This is a genomic window from Streptomyces sp. NRRL S-350 (assembly GCF_000719705.1).
GTDB lineage: Bacteria > Actinomycetota > Actinomycetes > Streptomycetales > Streptomycetaceae > Kitasatospora.
In genome coordinates this window covers 203222-220385 of the sequence record NZ_JOHO01000006.1, presented here as the reverse complement: position 1 = coordinate 220385, position 17164 = coordinate 203222, and the positions used below count along the sequence as shown (strand labels likewise).

The window sequence follows — 17164 nt, the reverse complement described above, 5'->3', positions numbered from 1 at the left end:
GGAGAGCTTCCGCCGCCCCTGAGGGCTCCGGTCCTCGCGGATCTCGAAGGTCATCGCATCCCCTGAACTGGGGTGTTGCAACAACCACTAGAACCCAAGATCGAGCGTCCCGGGCCCTGCCGCGTTCCGGAAGCCGTTCCGGAAGCCGCTCCTGAGGCCGCTCCTGAGGCCACGGAGCTCCCGGGTCAGCCCGCCTTGTTCCACGGCTGGGTGGACATCAGCGCCTTCACATTGGCGACGTACCCCGGGTTGGGGATGGACAGGCTGCCGACGACCTCGCCGGTGGTCGGGTCGGTGACGGTGTTGTAGTGCACGTTGCCCGCGCCCGCGTTGTACGCGGAGACGACCAGGTCGAGCAGCGGCGTCCTGCCGGTGGCGGGGTCGGGGGAGAGGTCGTACTTGCCGCCGAAGGAGGAGTCGCCGTAGTAGGCGACGAGCCAGTCGAGCAGTTGGGAGCCCAACTGGACGTTCCCGGCGAGCGTGTTGGCGTCCGAGGTGGTGCCGAACTTGCCGTTCATCCAGCTGACGGTGTTCGGCATGACCTGCATGGTGCCGATCCCGCCGTCGCACGCGAGGATGCCGGACTGCCAGCCGCTCTCCTGCCAGGCGATCGCCTTGACCAGGTTCACGGGCAGCGGCGGGAGCTGGTCGGTGCCGCCGCTGCTCAGCTTGAGGGCGCGGGACTGTCCGGCGGCCGACGTGAGGGCCGCGCCCACGGCCTCCTTGGGGTCGTCCGGGCGGGGCTTGCTGGGGGTGCAGCCGCTCTGCAGCGGTGGCACGTGCGGGGTCGGCGGTGCGGGCGGCGGCGGGGGCGCGACCGGGCCGGGCTTGGCGGTCGGCACCGGGGCCGCGATGACGGGCTTGGCGACCGGCGGCTGGGTGGTCACGCCGGCGGGCAGGTTGCCGCCGCCGGCGGCCTTGGGGACGCTGCTCGGCTGAGTGCCCGGCTGCGTTCCCGACCCGGCCTTCGCGGACTTGCTCGCGCCGGCGGTCGGGCTCTGCGGGGCGCCGGGGCCGGCGCTCGCCGAGGCGGTCGGGCTCGGGGTGCCGCTCGCGGACGGGCTCACGCTCGGTGGCGCGGCCGGCGTCTCGGTCGGCGCGGTGCTCGCGGCCACCGGCGTGCTGCCCGAGCCCGCGTCCTGGTGCGTCCCGGCGTGTTCGGTGCCGCAGCCGGTCAGGACTGCGGTCGACACGGCGACGGCCGACACCAGCACCAGCGCTCGCCGCGTGGTGGTCGTTCTCATCTGTGGTCCCCCCGGGTGTCACCGGTGGTCCCGGCGAGTGGCGGTCATCCTATGGGGCGTCTTTCCCGTCCCCGGCGGGCGGGTGCCGGTCGAGTGCCTGCCGCAGGACGGCCGGGGCGGTGACGAGGGACGGCCCGTACCAGGTCAGGTGCCGTCCGCTGACCAGCGCCACCGGTGTGCCCGGGAACGCCTCGGGGCCGTCCTCGGCGGTGAAGCGGTACGGCTCGTCCGGGAGTACCACCAACTCCGGTCGGCAGGCGAGCAGTTCGGGCAGGGGAATGGCGGGGTAGCGCTGCGGGTGGTCGGCGTGGACGAGCCGAAGGCCCAGGCGGTGCAGCAGGTCCCCGGCGAAGGTGTCGCGGCCGAGGACCATCCACGGGCGGCGCCAGACCGGCACGATCGTGCGCGGGCCGCCGGGCTCGCGGAGCGTTCCGCCCGGGGCGATCCGTGCCCAGGCGGCCTCCGCCTCGTCCAGCCAGGCGGGGCGCGGCAGCCGGCAGGCGGTGGTCAGCAGCCGGTCCAACGAGCGGAAGGCGTCGTCCAGGGTCCGGATGTCGGTGACCCAGACCGGGACTCCGGCCGCCCGCAGGGCCTCCAGATCGGGGCGCCGGTTCTCCTCGTCGTTCGCGAGGACGAGGTCCGGTTCGAGCGCCAGGACGCGCGGGACGTCCGGATTCTTGGTGCCGCCGATCCGGGTGACGGCCAGGTCGGCGGGGTGACTGCACCAGTCGGTGGCACCGACCAGCAGCCCGGGCGCGGTGACGGCGACCGCCTCGGTCAGCGAGGGCACCAGCGAGACCACCCGCCGGGGCGGCCGGGGCCCGAGCCGGACGGGCAGGCCGAGATCGTCACGGACATCACTGCCGTCACGGACATCACTGCCGTCGCGGACATCACTGCCGGCACGGACGTCACTGCCGTCGCGGACATCGCCGATGGTGCGGTGGCAGTTGCCGTCGCGGTCGGCGGTGTCGTGGCGCGGGGTGGTGGGGTCGGCCATTCGGCCAGCCTACGGGGGGCCGGGGCCAGGCATCGGAGCCCGACTCGGATCGATCGGTTCGTTCGAAGATCCCCGGAACCCGCCGCCCGGGCCGTCCGACTACCTGGTCCGGGTCCGCAGCACGGGCCCGAGCACGGACCACCGACCGGGAGAGTTCTCATGCGTCCACGCGTTGCCTGCGGAATCGCGGCCGCCGTCGCCCTGTTCGCCACGGCCTGCGGAAGCAGCGGCGGAAACGGAACCGGAAGCGGGGGCGGTGGCGGGGGCGCCGGACAGGGCTCCTCCGCCACCGTCCACCCCGCCCCGGCCGGCACCTACCCGGTCGAGGTCGCCGACTGCGCGGGCAAGGAGACCACGATCGCCAAGGCGCCCACGAGGATCGTCACCAGCAACGCGGCGAGCCTGGAGATGCTGCTCCGACTCGGCGTCGGCGACCGGGTGATCGGCACCGGATTCCCGCCCGGCAAGGGCACCCTGCCGGCGGCGCTCGCCGAGCAGGGCGCCAAGGTGCCGGTGCTCGGCGAGAAGGGCATCCCCAAGGAGAAGCTGCTCGGCTCCGGCGCCGACCTCTACCTCGACACCTTCGGTGCGATGCCGATGATGGGCGGCGGGGCCACCGGGCCGAGCGAGGAGGAGTACGCGGCGGCCGGGATCCAGCACGTCTACCTGCTCTCCACCGCCTGCGCCGGGACGCCGAAGGCCGCCAAGGCGCCGCGCACCGACTTCGCGGAGATCGAGAACGACCTCCGCCGGCTCGGGGCCGTCACCGGCACCGGCGCCCGCGCGGAGGAACTGGTGGCCGGGATGGAGAAGCAGGTCGGCGAGGTCCGCGCCGCGCTGGCCGCCGTGCCGCAGGAGCAGCGGCCCAGCTACTTCGTCTTCGACTTCGACGCCGGCACCAAGCAGCCGGTGGCGGTCTGCGGCCGCCAGGTCGCCAACGCCGTGATCACCCAGGCCGGTGCGCGCAATGTGTTCGCCGACTGCGACGCCGACTTCAAGCCCGGCTCCTGGGAGGACGTCGTCGCCAAGGACCCGGACTGGATCCAGCTCGCCGTCCGCAACCGGGGGAGCGAGGAGGCCACCCGCAAGGCCTACGACGACGCCGAGGCGTTCCTCAAGGGCTTCCCCGCGACACAGGGCCTGAAAGCCGTCCGGGAAGGCCGCTTCGTCCGGCTCGGCTCCGAGGTGACCACCATCGCGGGGGTGCGCAACGCGGACGCCGTCCGGCAGATCGCCGCGACCGTCCACCCCGACCTGATGCCCGGCTCCGCCAAGGACGGGCAGTAGAGCGTGACTTCGCCCGCCCCCGCAGAACCGCGCGCCAAGCGGCGCGACAAGCCGCAGGACGAGCCGCGCCCGGCCCGCACGCTGCGGGCCGGACCGCTGGCCCTCGCCCTCACCGCCGCCCTGGTGCTCGCCCTGACCGCAGCCGTGTCGCTCGGCTCGGTGGACGTCCCGCCCGGCGAGGTCTGGACGGTGGTCGCCCGCCGCCTCACCGGGCACGCCGCCGAGCCCGGCACCCGGGACCTCATCGTCTGGCAACTACGCGTCCCCCGCGCCCTGTTGGCGGCCGTGGTCGGCGCCGGGCTCGGCCTGGTGGGCACCGCCGTCCAGGCCCTGGTCCGCAACCCGCTCGCCGACCCGTACCTGCTCGGGATCTCCTCCGGTGCCTCCCTCGGGGCGGTCGCCGCCATCGTCCTCGGCACCACCCTCGGGCTCCGGCTCTCCTTCGGCGGCTCGCTCGGCCTCACCGTCTCCCTGGCGGCGTTCGTCGGCGCGCTCGCCGCGTTCTCGCTGGTCTGGCTGATGGCCCGGCGCGGCGGTGGCTTCTCCCCGCTGCGCTTGGTCCTCGCGGGCATCGGCATCGCCCAGTTCCTCGGCGGCCTCACCAGCTACCTCGTCCTGCAGACCCGCGACGAACAGCAGACCCGGGGCGTGCTGTTCTGGCTCATGGGCAGCCTCGGCGGCGCCGTCTGGGCCCAACTCGCCCTTCCCGCCCTCGTCGTGGCCGTCGGACTGGCCCTGCTGCAGGCCCGTGCCCGTGGGCTCAACGCGATGCTGATGGGCGACGAGACGGCCGCCGGGCTGGGCGTGGACGTCGCCCGGCTGCGCCGGGAGGTCTTCGTCGTCACCAGCGTGCTGACCGGGGTGCTGGTCGCCGTCTCCGGCGCGATCGGCTTCGTCGGGCTGATGGTGCCGCACGTCTGCCGACTGCTCGTGGGCGCCGACCACCGGCGCCTGCTGCCGCTGTCCGCGCTCACCGGCGCGCTGCTGCTGGTCGTCGTCGACACCGTGGCGCGCACCGCCCTCGACGGCCAGGAACTGCCGATCGGCGTGGTCACCGCCGTGCTCGGCGCCCCCACCCTGCTCTACCTGCTGGACCGACGACTGGAGCGCAGTTGAGGATCGCCGTCGAGGAATTGAGCGTCACCCTGGCCGGTCGGACCGTGGTGGCCGGTGTCCACCTGGTCGCCGAGGAGGGGGAGATCGCCGGACTGGTCGGGCCCAACGGGAGCGGCAAGTCCAGCCTGCTGCGCACCGTCTACCGGCACCTGCGGCCGAGCGCCGGCCGGGTGCTGCTGGCCGGTCAGGACCTGGCCGGGCTACGGCCCGCGCAGTCCGCCCGGCATGTCGGGGCGCTGCCGCAGGAGCGCGGCGGGGACTTCGAGTTGAGCGTCCGGGAGGTCGTCGCGATGGGGCGCACCCCGTACAAGCGGGCCTTCGCGCCCGACGACGCCGAGGACCACCGGATCACCGCCGGGGCGCTGGCCCGGGTCGGCATGGCGCAGGCCGCCGACCGGCGGTTCGCCCAACTGTCCGGCGGTGAACGGCAGCGGGTGCTGCTGGCCCGCGCGCTCGCGCAGCAGCCGGACGTCCTGGTACTGGACGAGCCGACCAACCACCTGGACGTCCGGCACCAGGTCGAACTCCTCGCCCTGCTGCGGGAACAGCGCCGCACCACCCTGGTCGCCCTGCACGACCTCAACGCCGCCGCCTCCGTGTGCGACCGGCTGCACGTGCTGCACCGCGGCACCCTGGTGGCCTCCGGGGCGCCGCGGGAGGTGCTGACCGCCGAACTGCTGGCGGAGGTCTTCGGGGTGCGGGCCGCGGTGGTCGAACACCCGCTCACCGGTGATCCGTTGATCGCCTTCGACCACCGCAGCCCGGTCGCTGCGAAGGCGGCCGCCGCCGACGCGTAGACCGGTGCTCAGCAGGCCTCGTCGGGGCCCACGTGGTGGTCCTCGTAGTGGCTCGGCCGGCCGTCTCGCAGCACCAGCCGGCCGCGCCGCGCGGCCTCCTCGTTTCGCAGGAACTCCCAGGTGCCGTCAGCCCGGTGGAGCAGCGAGGAGTGCCAGGGCGTGGTCCAGGCGTCGGCTGCGGCCAGCAGCCGGATGCCGAACTTCGCCACGCCGGCCGGCTGCGGGTGGATGGAGAGCCGGACGGCCCGCGGGTGGTGCTCGGCGATCAACTCCCCCCAGGCCCGGCTGCGCTGGATCACGCCGTAGGCGCGACGGCGGCACTCCCGCTGCAGGGCGGAGCGGGTGCCGGGGAAGCCGACGGTGTCCTCGGTGAGGAAGCGGGTGATGCCGCGGTACAGCCGCAGGGTCTCCTCCTCGGCCAGCACCTGCTCGCGCAACTCCTCGGCGCTGGGCGCGTACTGCTCGTGCACCCGGGCGCGCTTCTCGTCGTACGACAGGTCGCCGAGGACGGCCCGCAGGTCGAAGGTCGAGAGGTGGTCCAGGCCTTCGCGGTCGATCATCGCGGTCAACTCGTCGGAGTAGGCGTCGATGTGGTCGTCCGGGACGTTGATGAGGTCGCCGAAGACGTGGCCGTCGGAGCAGATCAGGATCCGTGCCCCGGGCTCGTGGAGGCGGCCGATCTCGGCGCAGAGCCGGTCCAGGAAGGTGAGTGACAGCCGCTCGCCCTCGTCGGGCAGCCGGCCGAGCACTTTCGCCGGGTTCGGCGACTTGCACGGGAAGCCCGGCAGGGTGAAGACGATCGGTTCGCCGGCGGCGATGAAGTCCGTCAGCTGGGCCAGTTGGAGCGGGAAGTGCTCGGGGCGGGCGTCGAGCCGAGGATCGGAGGCGCGTCGGTGCGGGAGCAGCAGGCCGAGGACGCGGGCGGCGAGCCGCACCGGCGAGGCGCGGTCCTCGGTGCCGGTGGTGAGGGGAGTCGGGGCGGTGGCGGTGCCGACGGGCGGCATGGCGGGTCCTCCACGGGTGGTGGTGTCGTACGGGTCGCGGGCGGGTGGAGCCGGGCTGCTTGCCGGCGGGGGGCGCGTCGGCGTCCCGGATCAGCGGCGACGGTCGTAGGAGACGGGCAGGCGGTTGACCCCGCGGGCCAGGACGGCGGGGATCCAGGTGAGGTCGTCGAGGCCGTCGCCGGGGGCATCGGCGGGGCGGAGGCCGTCCAGGCGGGCGAGCAAGGTGGCGATCGCGATCCGGAGTTCGGCCCGAGCCAGGGCGGCGCCGGGGCAGTAGTGGATGCCGTGGCCGAACGCGAGGTGGGCGTTGGGGGAGCGGTCGAGGTCGAGGCGGTCGGCCGCGGGGAACTGCTCCTCGTCGCGGTTGGCGGCGCACAGTGAGACGATCACCGAGTCGCCCGCCGGGACGGTGGTGCCGAACAGGTCGCTGTCCTCGGCGAAGAACCGCCAGGTGGTGAGCTCGAACGCGGCGTCGTGGCGCAGCAGTTCCTCCACCGCCCGGGCGAGCAGACCCGGTTCGCCGATGCCGTCGCGCAACCGGTCGAGCTGCTCGGGGTGGCGCAGGAGGGTGATCAGCATGGTGGTGATCTGGTTGGTGACCGGTTCCTGCCCGGCGACCAGCAGCTGGAACACCATCGAGTCGAGTTCCTCGCGGCTCAACTCGCCCGCGTCGTGGGCGGCGACGAGCCGTCCGAGCAGGTCCTCGGATGCCGCCCGGCCGGGGGTGAGGCAATCGGCGCGCTTGCGGGCGACGACGTCGGCGATGTACGTCTGCAGGCCGCGCAGCCGTCCTTCGTATGCCGGGCGGCCAGGGTCCTGCGGGCCGACGGGCTGGACCACCTTGCCCCAGTCGCGGTCGAAGCGGGCCGCCAACTCGGCTGGCAGTCCGATGACTTCGGCAAGGACACGGAAGGGGTAGTGGGCCGCGAAGCCGGCCACCAGGTCGGCGCCGCCGGTCTCGGGGAGTTCGTCGACCAGCGCGTCGGCCAGCTCCTGCAGCCGGGGGAGCAGGCAATCCACCCGGCGCGGGGCGAAGGCGTCCAGGACGAGCCGGCGCATCGAGGTGTGCTTGGGCGGGTCCTGGTGGAGCAGGTGGACCTGGAGCTGCGAGTGCTGCGGCTCGGGCATGATCGACGCGAGCCGGCGCCAAGTGTCGTTGCCCAGCGCGTGGTTCTTGCCGAGGCGTGGGTCGTTGAGGGTCGCGTGGGCGGCGCGGTATCCCGTCACCAGCCAGGCGTGGATGCCGCTGGGGAACTCCACCCGGTGCACCGGCCCGGCCTCGCGCATCCGCCGGTACAGCGGGTACGGGTCGCTCTTGTACGCCGGGCCGTGCAGGGGCACGGGGGAGGGGAGGCGGTCGTGTCCGTACGGGCAGTGCGGGGTGTCGGTCCCGGCCGGGCCGGGGAGCGTGTCGGTCATCTGGGGGATCCTCCGGTGCGGGGGTGGGGCGGTGTGGACTGGGGTGTGGGGCGCCCGGGGCGTCAGGTCGTTGGGCGTCAGGTCGTGGGGCGGCGGGCGGTGGGGCGTCAGGTCGTGGGGGTGCGGTGGAGGGCGAGCAGCGCGACGGCGGCCGCCGCGAGCGCGGCGGCCAGGGCGATCCCGACCCGGGCCCCGGTGGTGTCGCCCGGGCCGGCCGGGGAGGCGGCGGTGGCGAGGGCCGGGCCGAGGGCGAAGCCGAGGCTGCGGGCCGACTGGACCGCGGAGCCGGCGGTGGCCAGCGTCCCGGGTGGGGCGGCGGTCATCACCAGGGCCTGGGTGGGGCCGCCGTTGAGGCCCATTCCGGCACCGGCGAGGGCGAGCCTGGCGACGAGGTCGAGGGCGGACCAGTCGGCGTCCAGCGGGACGAGCAGGGCCAGGCCGAGTGTGGTGACGGCGGCGCCGGTGAGCGCGGTCGGGCGGGCGCCCCAGCGGTCGGCCAGCCGGCCCCCGACCCGTCCGGCGAGCACCATGCCGAGCGGGAAGGCCAGCATGGTCAGCGCGGTGGCCGTCGCGCTCTCGCCCCGGGGGCCGCGCAGGTGCTGGACGAGCAGGTACTGGCAGGCCGCGAAGCCGGCGGCCAGCGCCAGCACCGAGGCGTTGGCCCCGGCCGTCCCGGCGGCCCGCACCACCTCGGCCACCGGCCGACCGCCGGGCCGGCGCAGCCACAGCAGCACCAGTGGCACGGCGGGCAGCGCCAGGAGCAGCCACTGCGGTGCGTCGGGGGCCAGGGTGAGGCCGAGCAGGACGGCGGCCACGGCACCGCCTATCAGGGCGGCGTCCCCGAGCGAACCCCGCTCGGGCGGGCGGAGCGCGCCGCGGCGCGGGGCGCACCGCAGCACGATCAGCACGGCGGCCAGGCAGACCGGAAGCTTGACCAGGAAGACCGCCCGCCAGTCGAGGTGGTCCAGCAGCAGGCCGCCGATGACCGGGCCGGTGACAGCGCCGAGCGGGCCGAGGGTGGCGGGCACGCTCATGGCCCGGCCGCGCAGCTCGGGCCGTACGGACGTCGCGGCGAGCACCGGCATCAGGACGAAGAGCACGGCCCCGAAGGCGCCCTGCAGCAGGCGGGCGGCGATCAGCCAGGCCGCCCAGGGCGCGCAGGCCGCCAGGACGCTGCAGCCGGCGAAGCAGCCGACCGCGAGCAGCAGGGCGGCGCGGGTGCCGACCTGGTCCAGCCACCGGCCGGCAGGCAAGAGGAGGGCCACGAGCGGGAGTTGGTAGCCGAGGACGGCCCACTGGGCGACCCCGGGGGAGACATGGAGGCCGGCCGCGATGTCGGTGAGCGCGAGGTTGACCACGTTCATGTCGAGCATCGCGACGAACGAGAGCAGGCCGGCTGCCACGACCAGGCTCCAGCGGTCGGCTTCCTCGGAGTGACTGACCGTCAGTGCTGGCGCTGTCTTGGGCGGTTGTGCTGCCATGGCGGGCCCTCCGTTCCCGAGCTGCTGTACCGGCCACCGCCTCGGCGGCGGGGTCCGGTACAGCAGTCGGGGGCGCGGTGGCTCCGGTTCCGAACACTTGGGGGAATTTTTCCGGTGGCAGCGTTCGGTGTCCGTCAGCTGTTCGCCGACCCGGTCATCATCAGGCGGCCGCGAGCTCCCCGGCCTCGGCCGCCCGCAGGCGCGCCACCAGTTCCTCGCGTGCCCGGGCGACCCGGGAGCGGACGGTGCCGACGGGACAGCCGACCACCTCGGCGGCCTCGGCGTAGCTCAGGCCGACCACCTGGGTCAGCACGAAGGCCTCCCGCCGCTGGGCGGGCACCCGGTCGAGCAGGTCGTCGAGGGCGATGCCGTCCTCGAACCCCGCCTCCGGCAGGCCGCCCTGCCGCTCCGCCGCCTCCTGCCAGTCCGGCAGCGCCGCGCAGCGCGGCCGGGCGGCGGCCATCCGGTACCGGTCGATCACCGTGCGCCGGGCGATCGACAGCAGCCAGGTGCGGGCCGAGGAGCGCCCCGCGAATGCGGGCAGGCTGCGGAGCGCCCGCAGGAAGGTCTCCTGCGCCAGGTCGTCGGCGGACTGCACGTCGGTCAGGTGGGCGACGAAGCGCCAGACGTCCCGCTGCGTCGCGCGGACGAAGGCCTCCACGTCGGCCGCCCGGCCGGAGCGGGCGGTCAGCGCGAGGGCGGTGAGCTGTTCGTCATCCATGCCGGCCTCCGACCCGGCCGGTCCCGGCACAGGGGCAGTGCGGGACGATGGTCCTATGAGATGCGCGCAGTTCCGGACCGCACTGTCCGCCCGGCTCGATGGCGAACCGAGCGGTCTGTCGAACGCTCGGCTCGACAAGCACATCGCGCGCTGCACCGGCTGCCGTGAGTGGCTGGCCCGGGCGAAACAGCTGAGCGGCCACGTACGGGCGGCTGCCGCCGAGGGGCCGTCGGGTGAGTGGTCCGCCCGGCTGCTGGCAGGTCTGGAAGCGGCAGCGCCGGAGCGGGCTTCGCCGGGCCGGGTCGGAGCGGAGCGGGCCGGACCGAAGGCGGCTGGAGCGAAGATCGCTGGAGCGAAGGTGGCCGAGCCGGAGGAGGCCGGTCGCAAGGAGGCGGGGCCGGTCGGTCACGCTACGGAAGGCCCGCAGGCCGCCGAGCGGTAGGACGGTGGCGCCGGCCCGAGCCGGTGCGCCGTCGTAGTCAGGCATGGAAAGGTCCCGAGGGGAAGGCGGGGGCGGCGCCGCGCAGGCGGCACCGTCGGCGTCCGTGGGCGACCGCGCGGCACGGCGCGCCTCCCGGACAGCCGGGCCGGCGCGGCGGCGGACGCGGGCCCGCACCTTGGCAGCACGGCGGCGGAAGACGCGGCCGTGCGGCAGGGCGACCTGCCCGTCGCGGGGCTCCGAAGGCCGGGGCGGCCGGGGAGCGCAGCGGCGGGCGCGTCAGCAGGCGAAGGCGAACGCCGGCGGCCCGCGCCGGACCACGGTATGGGTGAGCAGCACCGACCGGGGCGGTCGGGCCCGGTCGTCGGCCGGCCGGGGCGGCGCCGGGGCCCGGTGGCCGAAGGGGCGCGCGAAGAGCGCCAGCAGCGGGAGCAGCAGCACCCCCGCGACGACGGTGCCGAGCGCGCCGAGGAGTTCGAAGAGCCGGACCAGTGCCGCGTCACCGCGCCAGAGCAACAGTGCGCAGGCCAGCGCGGCCAGCGCGTGAGCGGAGACCATCCCCGGCGACGTGCCGTGCGTCATGCCGGCCGCCGTTCCGTCGGACAGGGCGCCAGGCATCGGGTGCATCATCCCCGGCATCCCCGGCATCCCCGGCATCCCCGGCATCCCCGGCGTTCCGGGTACCCCCGTCATCCCGGGCAGGCCCGTGTGCAGGGCGATCCCGTCGGCCGAGGTCCCCAGGCCCGCAGCTCCGTGGTGCATCGCCGTCATCGGGCGGAGGCCGCCGGTGGCCGGCGTGGCGTCGGGATCTATGCCCGCCATCCGGGCCAGTTCGACCGGAGAGAGCCCGCCGGGCATGCGGTCAGGGTTGCAGAGCAGCAGGGCCGCCCAGTCCGTGGTGGCGAGTCGACCGAGGCCACCGCCTTCTCGTGCGAGCGCCCCGGCTTGTTCGAATGCCAGGTGCAGGGCGGTCTGCGCTGCGACCATCCACGCGCTGATCGCGCCGAGCCCGCGCCGTTTCCCGGCGAGCAGCCAGGTCAGTCCCAGGACCGCCCCGAACGTGCCCGCCAGCACCGCCGGCGAGACGCCGGAACCGGCCATGGCGACGTGCGCCGTGGCAGCCATCGCCACGCACAACGCGGCGAAGACCGCGGCGCGCAGGAGGCGGATCCGGTCGGTCATCACGATGGCACTCATCGTCGCACTCGCCGTGCCCGGCGCGTACCGCACCCTCCGGTTCGGCCGGTTCCCGCCCGTGAGACCATGCCCGGCCGCTCGTTCGGCACCCCTGTGACGGCCGCCTGGCCCGGGGGCGGGCGCCGCGGCTGGGGTCGATGCCGTCCGGCCCGCGCGATCGACCCGAACAACCGCTTGCAGGGCCGTCAGGGCGACTTGACAAGCACTCACCGGTTGCTCACTAAATGTGCACGGTCCGATGCGTTCCGTGCGGGTCCTTGCGCCCGGGCGCTCCGGACGTGTCGGAACCATCCCGTCCAGAAAGAGGAGGTTCGGCCTTGGAGACCCCGGCGGAAGCGACGGAGCCCTGTGCCGACTTTGCCGACCTTGCCGAGTCCGCGGACCCGGACCGTCCCGTCGGCCCCACGGACCCGGACCGTCCCGTCGGCCCCGCCCGTCCCGCCGACCCTGCCGACCCTGCGCCTTCCGTCGACCTCACGGCCCCCGGCTTCTGGCGGCTGCCCGCCCCCGCTCGCGCCGCCGCCTTCGCCGAGCTGCGCCGCCGCCCCGGCCCGGTGTTCTTCGGTGACCGCGCCAACGGCAAGGGCTTCCACGCCCTGGTCCGCCACGCCCACGTGGCCGAGGCCAGCCGCACCCCGGCCGTGTTCCTCAGCGGCCCGGGCGTCACCACTCCGGCCCCCGCCCGCTGGGTCCGGCTGCTGTTCGGCGACTCGATGGTCAACCTGGACGATCCCCGCCACGCCCAGCTGCGCCGGATCGTCTCGCGAGCCTTCAGCCCGCGGTTGCTCACGCGGGTGGAGGAGGACGTCCACCGGATCAGCGCGGCCCTGGTCGATCGGGTCGAGCGGGACCGGCCGGAGGACTTCGTCACCGCGGTTGCCGCCGAACTCCCGTTCCAGGTGATCTGCACCATGATGGGCATCCCCGAGCAGCCGCGTCGCGCCATCCTCGACCTGGTCGACCGCACCTCCGCGGAGATCGGCGTCGCCCGCCCGCTGCGCAGCCGACTCCGGGCGCCCGGGCGTGCGCTGCGCGCGCTCGCCCGGATGCAGGGCATCGTGGCCGGGATCGGCCGGGAGCGTCGCCGACGGCCCGCGGAGGACCTGATCTCCGCACTCGTCACCGCCGACGTCGACGGCCGTCGGCTCAGCGGCCGCGAACTCGGCGCCTTCTTCACCCTGCTGCTCGTCGCCGGAGTCGAGACGACCCGCAACGCGCTCGCCCACGGCCTCCACCTGCTGACCGCCCATCCCGAGCAGCGCGCCCTGCTCCTCTCCGACCTGGACGGGCGGCTCGGCGGCGCGGTGGAGGAGATCGTCCGCCACGCGACGCCGATCATCCAGTTCCACCGGACCCTCGCCGTCGACCACGAACTCGGCGGCCCCGGCGGCCCGCTGCTGCGCACGGGAGAGAAGGTCGCGCTGTTCTACGGCTCGGCCAACCGCGACGAGGCGGTCTTCCCCGACCCGGACGCCTTCGACATCACCCGCACGCCCAACCCCCACCTCGGCTACGGCGGTGGAGGCCCGCACTACTGCCTCGGCGCCCACCTGGCCCGGCAGGAGATGGCGGCCCTGTTCCGCGAGCTGTTCACCCGCCTGCCCGACGCGCGTTCGCTTGGGGAGCCCGTGCTCGTGCCGTCCAGCTTCGACCACCGGGTCCGCTCGTTGCGCTTCACCTTCTGAGTGCTCTCCCGCCCGGACGGAAGGCCTACTCGCTCGGCTCCCACACCGCGTGGTCGTGTGCGAACAGCACCCGGCGCGGCCCGACTGCGGCCACCCGGTCGAGCCACGCCCGGTAGCCGGGCAGCGGAGCCGCCACGCCTTCGTGCGCCGCCCGCCGGGCGAGCACCGCCTGGCCGTACTCGGAGGCGAAGTCGTACGCCTGACCGGCCAGCAGTACCGGGCCGTCCGGGCGCTCGATCAGCAGCGACTGGTGGCCCGCGGTGTGGCCGGGGGTGGGCAGCACCCGGACACCGGGCCAGACCTCGGCCTCGCCGTCGAGCAGGCGGTAGTCGGCGCCGGGGAAGTCGACCAGCGCGTCGATGGTGTGACCGCCGCTCCTGGCGGTGGCCAGTTCAACTGCCTGGACCAGGACGGGGGTGCCGGCGAGCAGTGGGTTCCCGCCGCAGTGGTCGAAGTGCAGGTGGCAGTTGACCACGAGGTCGATGTCGGAGGCGGAGACCCCGGCCGCGGCGAGCGCCTCCGGGAGCGGACGGCGGACCGGCCGGTAGTGCGCCTCGGTCTCCGGCTCCCCGCCGCCGATCCCGGTGTCGAACAGCAGCAGTCCCTCCGGGCGCCGGACCAGGTACGCGAGCACGGGCTCGACGCGTGGCTCCGGGCCGCCCACCTCGGAGGCGGGCCGGACGAAGTACCCCAGGTCGAGCCGGCGGATCACGTGCATTCGTCCCCCCAGGTCCTGCCGCGTTTCACCCTGTCCCCGTACGGGCCGCCTCGGCGCCCCGGTTCGCACCCTACCCGCCGACCGGCAGCCCCCGATCGGCCTTCACCTGCTTCATCGTCAGGTGGGAGTTGACCTGGGCGATGCCCGGCAGGCCGGACAGGACGTCGGTGATGAAGCGCTCGTAGGCGGCGATGTCGGCGACCGCGATCCGCAGCAGGTAGTCCGGCTCGCCGAACAGCCGGTGTGCCTCCACCACCTCCGGCAGCTCGGCCACCCGGCGCTCGAACTCGGCGACCGTCACCTGGTCCTCGTGACGCATGGTGATCGTCACGAACGGCTGGAACCCGCGTCCGACCGCCGCGCCGTCCAGGACCGCCCGGTAGCCGCGGATCACGCCGTCCTGTTCCAGTTGGCGCACCCGGCGCAGGCAGGGCGAGGGGGTGAGGTCGACGCGGGCGGCCAGTTCGGCGTTGGTGAGGCGGCCTTCCTGCTGGAGCTCGCGGAGGATTCTGCGGTCGATTCGGTCCATGGCGCAACATTCTGCCAAAACGCCGCTCCGACGAGCAGGAAGTGGCCATCGCGTGCCGGTCGTCTCGGGCTACCTTCAGTGACCGCACCGGTCCCGCTCGCGCGTACCCGTACCCAGGCTCCCGGGTACCGGGGTACCCGCGACCCGCCGCCCGGCCGCACCCGGACCACCCCGGTACCCCACCGCGACGAGCACGACAGGCCACCCACGCCCATGGACACCCACGCCCTCCTCCTCTTCCTCGGAGTCGACCTCCTGCTGGTCTGCACCCCGGGCCCGGACTGGCTCTACATCGCCGCCCGCGGCCTCGGCCAGGGCCGGCGCGCCGCGCTCGTCGCGGTCGGCGGCGTCTGCGCCGGGTACGCCGTCCACACCCTGCTCTCCAGTGCCGGACTGGCCGCCGCGCTGCGCGCCGTCCCCGCCGCTCTGCCCGTGCTGCGCCTCACGGGAGCCGCGTACCTGCTGGTGCTCGCCGTCACCATGCTGTTCGCGCTGCGCAAGGGCGGGGGCACAGCCGCCCTGGCCGCACCCAAGCCGCAGCCCACCGCGACGGTGCTCCGCCAGAGCATGCTGACCGCGCTGCTCAACCCCAAGGGCCTGCTGCTCTACCTCTCCCTGGTGCCGCAGTTCGTCGACCCTGGCGCCGCCCTGCCCGTCGGCGGGCAGGTGCTCGCGCTCGGCTCGCTCAACGTGCTGGCCTGCGCGGTGGTGTACGGGCTGGTCGCGCACGCCAGCGGGCGCCTCGGGGGCCGGTTCGGCGGCTCCCCGCAGGCCGCCCGCCGGATGACCATGGTCTCGGCGGTACTGCTGATGCTGGTGGCGGGCGTCACGGCGAGCGCCTGAGAAGGGGAGCACAATGCCGGGCATGACCGATCGTTCGTTGCCCGAAGCGTCCTCAGGATCCGCATCGCCCGCAGGGTCCGAATCGCCCGAAGAACCTGCGACGCCCGCAGGATCCGCACCATCCACAGGATCCGCCGACCGTGGGGCCGCCGACCGGGAGCCCGCCGACGGTGCCCTCGCCGACGCCTGGGCGGCCCTCGGCGGCCCGGCCGAGCTGTTGGCGCGGGTGGGTTTCCACGGTCCGGTCGACGTCCTGCCCTCCGGCCTGCCGGTGCGGCGCCTCGCCCGGGCCACCGTGGCGGCCTGCTCGCTCGCCGCCGCCGAGCTGGCCGCCCTCCGCGGCGGCCCGGTCCCCGCAGTCCGGGTGGACCAGGGCGCGGTCGCCACGGCATTCGTCAGCGAACGGCACCTGGCGATCGACGGCCGTTCGCCGGTCAACTTCGCCCCGCACTCCGGTTTCTGGCGCACCGCCGACGGCTGGGTGCGCACTCACGCCAACTATCCGCACCACCGCACCCGGCTGCTCGCCGCCCTCGGCCTCGCCCCGGACGCCGGGCCCGAGCAGCTCGCCGAGACGCTCGGCAAGCTGCCGTCCGAGCAGGTCCAGGAGCGTGCGTACGCGGCGGGGGCGCTCGCGGTGGCCGTCGCGCCGGTGAGTGCGACCATGCACCCCCTCGTGGAGCACCTGGAGGTCACCACCTCGAACTCCGCGAACGCCGGAAGCGCCTCGAACGCCGGAAGCGCCTCGAACTCCGCGAACGCCGGAAGCGCCTCGAACGCCGCGAGCCTCCCGGCCGCGCGTCCGCTCGGCCCGGCCCCGGTGGACCGGCCCGCCGCCGGGATCCGGGTCCTCGACCTCACCCGGGTGATCGCGGGACCGGTCGCCACCCGTACCCTTGCCCTCCTCGGCGCCGACGTCCTGCGCGTCGACTCGCCCCGACTGCCCGAGTCCGACGACGCCCACGCCGACACCGGCTTCGGCAAGCGCTCCACCCGCCTCGACCTCGCCGATCCCGCCGACCGCACCGTCTTCGAGGACCTGCTGGCCACCGCCGACGTCGTCGTCACCGGCTACCGCCCCGGCGCCCTCGACGCCCTCGGCCTCGGCCCCGACGCGCTCTTCACCCGCCGCCCCGACCTGATCGTCGCCCAGGTGTGCGCCTGGGGCTGGACCGGTCCGTGGGCCGGGCGGCGCGGCTTCGACAGCCTGGTCCAGGCGGGCGTCGGGATCGCCGCCCACGAAGCCGCCCCCGACGGCCGCCCCGGCGTCCTGCCCGCCCAGGCCCTCGACCACGGCACCGGCTACCTCATCGCCGGCGGCGTCCTGCGCGCCCTCACCGACCAGCGCACCAGTCGCCCCGGCGGCCGCCACCTGCGCTTCTCCCTCGCCGGCACGGCCTCCTGGCTCCTGCACGGCATCGAACGGCGCGAGCCGGACCGGGTCGGCTCGGAGCCCTACGACCCGTCGAGGTGGCTCGTCGAGACCGACTCCGCGTACGGGCGGCTGCGCCACGCCCTGCCGCCGATCGGGTACGAGGGCGCGCCCGCCGACTGGTCGCGCCCGCCGGGGCGTTGGGGCACGGACGCGCCGGTGTGGCGCTGAGCCAGGGGCGCTGAGCCCGGCCGGGGTGGGCCCTGGGCGCCGATTCCGGGGGCGGTGGGGCCGGATGTCGGACCCGTCTGA

The 17164-nt window shown here is 74.9% G+C and carries 16 protein-coding genes; 7 read left to right on the top strand and 9 right to left on the bottom strand.

Annotation, left to right across the window (positions count from 1 at the left end; translation table 11 throughout):
- Positions 1 to 185: 185 nt before the first annotated feature.
- Both IF30_RS43340 and IF30_RS0108855 read right to left on the bottom strand, forming a co-directional pair.
- Entirely contained in the window at positions 186 to 1244 is a 1059-nt protein-coding gene (locus tag IF30_RS43340; RefSeq protein WP_158834845.1) for a lytic transglycosylase domain-containing protein, read from the bottom strand.
- Between the two features lie 49 nt (positions 1245 to 1293).
- On the bottom strand, positions 1294 to 2082 hold the full coding sequence (locus IF30_RS0108855; RefSeq protein ID WP_051709563.1) for a helical backbone metal receptor: 789 nt from the start codon (positions 2080 to 2082) through the stop codon (positions 1294 to 1296).
- A gap of 321 nt (positions 2083 to 2403) precedes the next feature.
- On the opposite strand from IF30_RS0108855, the gene IF30_RS0108850 reads away from it, so the two are divergent.
- From IF30_RS0108850 to IF30_RS0108840, 3 genes are read left to right on the top strand one after another with little or no spacing between them, the layout of a single operon-like run.
- A complete protein-coding gene (locus tag IF30_RS0108850) occupies positions 2404 to 3531 on the top strand; it encodes an ABC transporter substrate-binding protein (protein WP_030234427.1) in 1128 nt (375 codons plus the stop codon).
- 3 nt (positions 3532 to 3534) lie between these two features.
- Positions 3535 to 4647, top strand: coding sequence for an iron ABC transporter permease (locus tag IF30_RS0108845; RefSeq protein WP_078891237.1), 1113 nt, complete (start codon positions 3535 to 3537; stop codon positions 4645 to 4647).
- Positions 4644 to 5444 (top strand): ABC transporter ATP-binding protein, encoded by an 801-nt coding sequence (locus IF30_RS0108840; RefSeq protein WP_030234421.1) that lies wholly within the window; start codon positions 4644 to 4646, stop codon positions 5442 to 5444. Before IF30_RS0108845 ends, IF30_RS0108840 begins: the two co-directional genes overlap by 4 nt.
- Positions 5445 to 5452: 8 nt before the next feature.
- On the opposite strand, the gene IF30_RS0108835 is transcribed toward IF30_RS0108840, so the two are convergent.
- The 4 genes from IF30_RS0108835 to IF30_RS0108820 all read right to left on the bottom strand — a co-directional run bounded on the left by IF30_RS0108835 (position 5453) and on the right by IF30_RS0108820 (position 10069).
- The gene (locus IF30_RS0108835) at positions 5453 to 6448 is read right to left on the bottom strand and encodes an L-tyrosine/L-tryptophan isonitrile synthase family protein (RefSeq protein WP_051709529.1); all 996 of its coding nucleotides are present in this window, start codon (positions 6446 to 6448) and stop codon (positions 5453 to 5455) included.
- 90 nt (positions 6449 to 6538) lie between these two features.
- Positions 6539 to 7867, bottom strand: coding sequence for a cytochrome P450 family protein (locus IF30_RS0108830; protein WP_051709527.1), 1329 nt, complete (start codon positions 7865 to 7867; stop codon positions 6539 to 6541).
- A 107-nt stretch (positions 7868 to 7974) separates the two neighbouring features.
- Positions 7975 to 9348: an MFS transporter gene (locus IF30_RS0108825; protein WP_051709525.1), complete on the bottom strand. Its 1374-nt coding sequence runs from the start codon at positions 9346 to 9348 to the stop codon at positions 7975 to 7977.
- A 160-nt stretch (positions 9349 to 9508) separates the two neighbouring features.
- On the bottom strand, positions 9509 to 10069 hold the full coding sequence (locus IF30_RS0108820; RefSeq protein WP_037899312.1) for a sigma-70 family RNA polymerase sigma factor: 561 nt from the start codon (positions 10067 to 10069) through the stop codon (positions 9509 to 9511).
- Between IF30_RS0108820 and IF30_RS50165 the strand changes: the two genes are divergently transcribed.
- On the top strand, positions 10068 to 10511 hold the full coding sequence (locus IF30_RS50165) for a zf-HC2 domain-containing protein (RefSeq protein ID WP_324605631.1): 444 nt from the start codon (positions 10068 to 10070) through the stop codon (positions 10509 to 10511). The genes IF30_RS0108820 and IF30_RS50165 overlap by 2 nt on opposite strands.
- Before the next feature lie 276 nt (positions 10512 to 10787).
- Here IF30_RS50165 and IF30_RS0108810 read toward each other — a convergent pair whose 3' ends face one another.
- Positions 10788 to 11705 carry a hypothetical protein gene (locus tag IF30_RS0108810; protein ID WP_158834842.1) on the bottom strand — a complete coding sequence of 306 codons (918 nt, stop codon included), beginning with the start codon at positions 11703 to 11705 and terminating at the stop codon, positions 10788 to 10790.
- A gap of 317 nt (positions 11706 to 12022) precedes the next feature.
- On the opposite strand from IF30_RS0108810, the gene IF30_RS0108805 reads away from it, so the two are divergent.
- Complete coding sequence (locus tag IF30_RS0108805; RefSeq protein ID WP_234322631.1) at positions 12023 to 13390, top strand: cytochrome P450; 1368 nt, start codon at positions 12023 to 12025, stop codon at positions 13388 to 13390.
- A 25-nt stretch (positions 13391 to 13415) separates the two neighbouring features.
- On the opposite strand, the gene IF30_RS0108800 is transcribed toward IF30_RS0108805, so the two are convergent.
- Both IF30_RS0108800 and IF30_RS0108795 read right to left on the bottom strand, forming a co-directional pair.
- On the bottom strand, positions 13416 to 14108 hold the full coding sequence (locus IF30_RS0108800) for an N-acyl homoserine lactonase family protein (RefSeq protein ID WP_030234402.1): 693 nt from the start codon (positions 14106 to 14108) through the stop codon (positions 13416 to 13418).
- 70 nt (positions 14109 to 14178) lie between these two features.
- Complete coding sequence (locus IF30_RS0108795; protein WP_030234399.1) at positions 14179 to 14637, bottom strand: Lrp/AsnC family transcriptional regulator; 459 nt, start codon at positions 14635 to 14637, stop codon at positions 14179 to 14181.
- A 213-nt stretch (positions 14638 to 14850) separates the two neighbouring features.
- On the opposite strand from IF30_RS0108795, the gene IF30_RS0108790 reads away from it, so the two are divergent.
- Positions 14851 to 15480 carry a LysE family translocator gene (locus IF30_RS0108790; RefSeq protein ID WP_030234397.1) on the top strand — a complete coding sequence of 210 codons (630 nt, stop codon included), beginning with the start codon at positions 14851 to 14853 and terminating at the stop codon, positions 15478 to 15480.
- Between the two features lie 226 nt (positions 15481 to 15706).
- Positions 15707 to 17083, top strand: coding sequence for a CoA transferase (locus tag IF30_RS0108785; RefSeq protein WP_324605630.1), 1377 nt, complete (start codon positions 15707 to 15709; stop codon positions 17081 to 17083).
- Positions 17084 to 17164 lie beyond the last annotated feature (81 nt).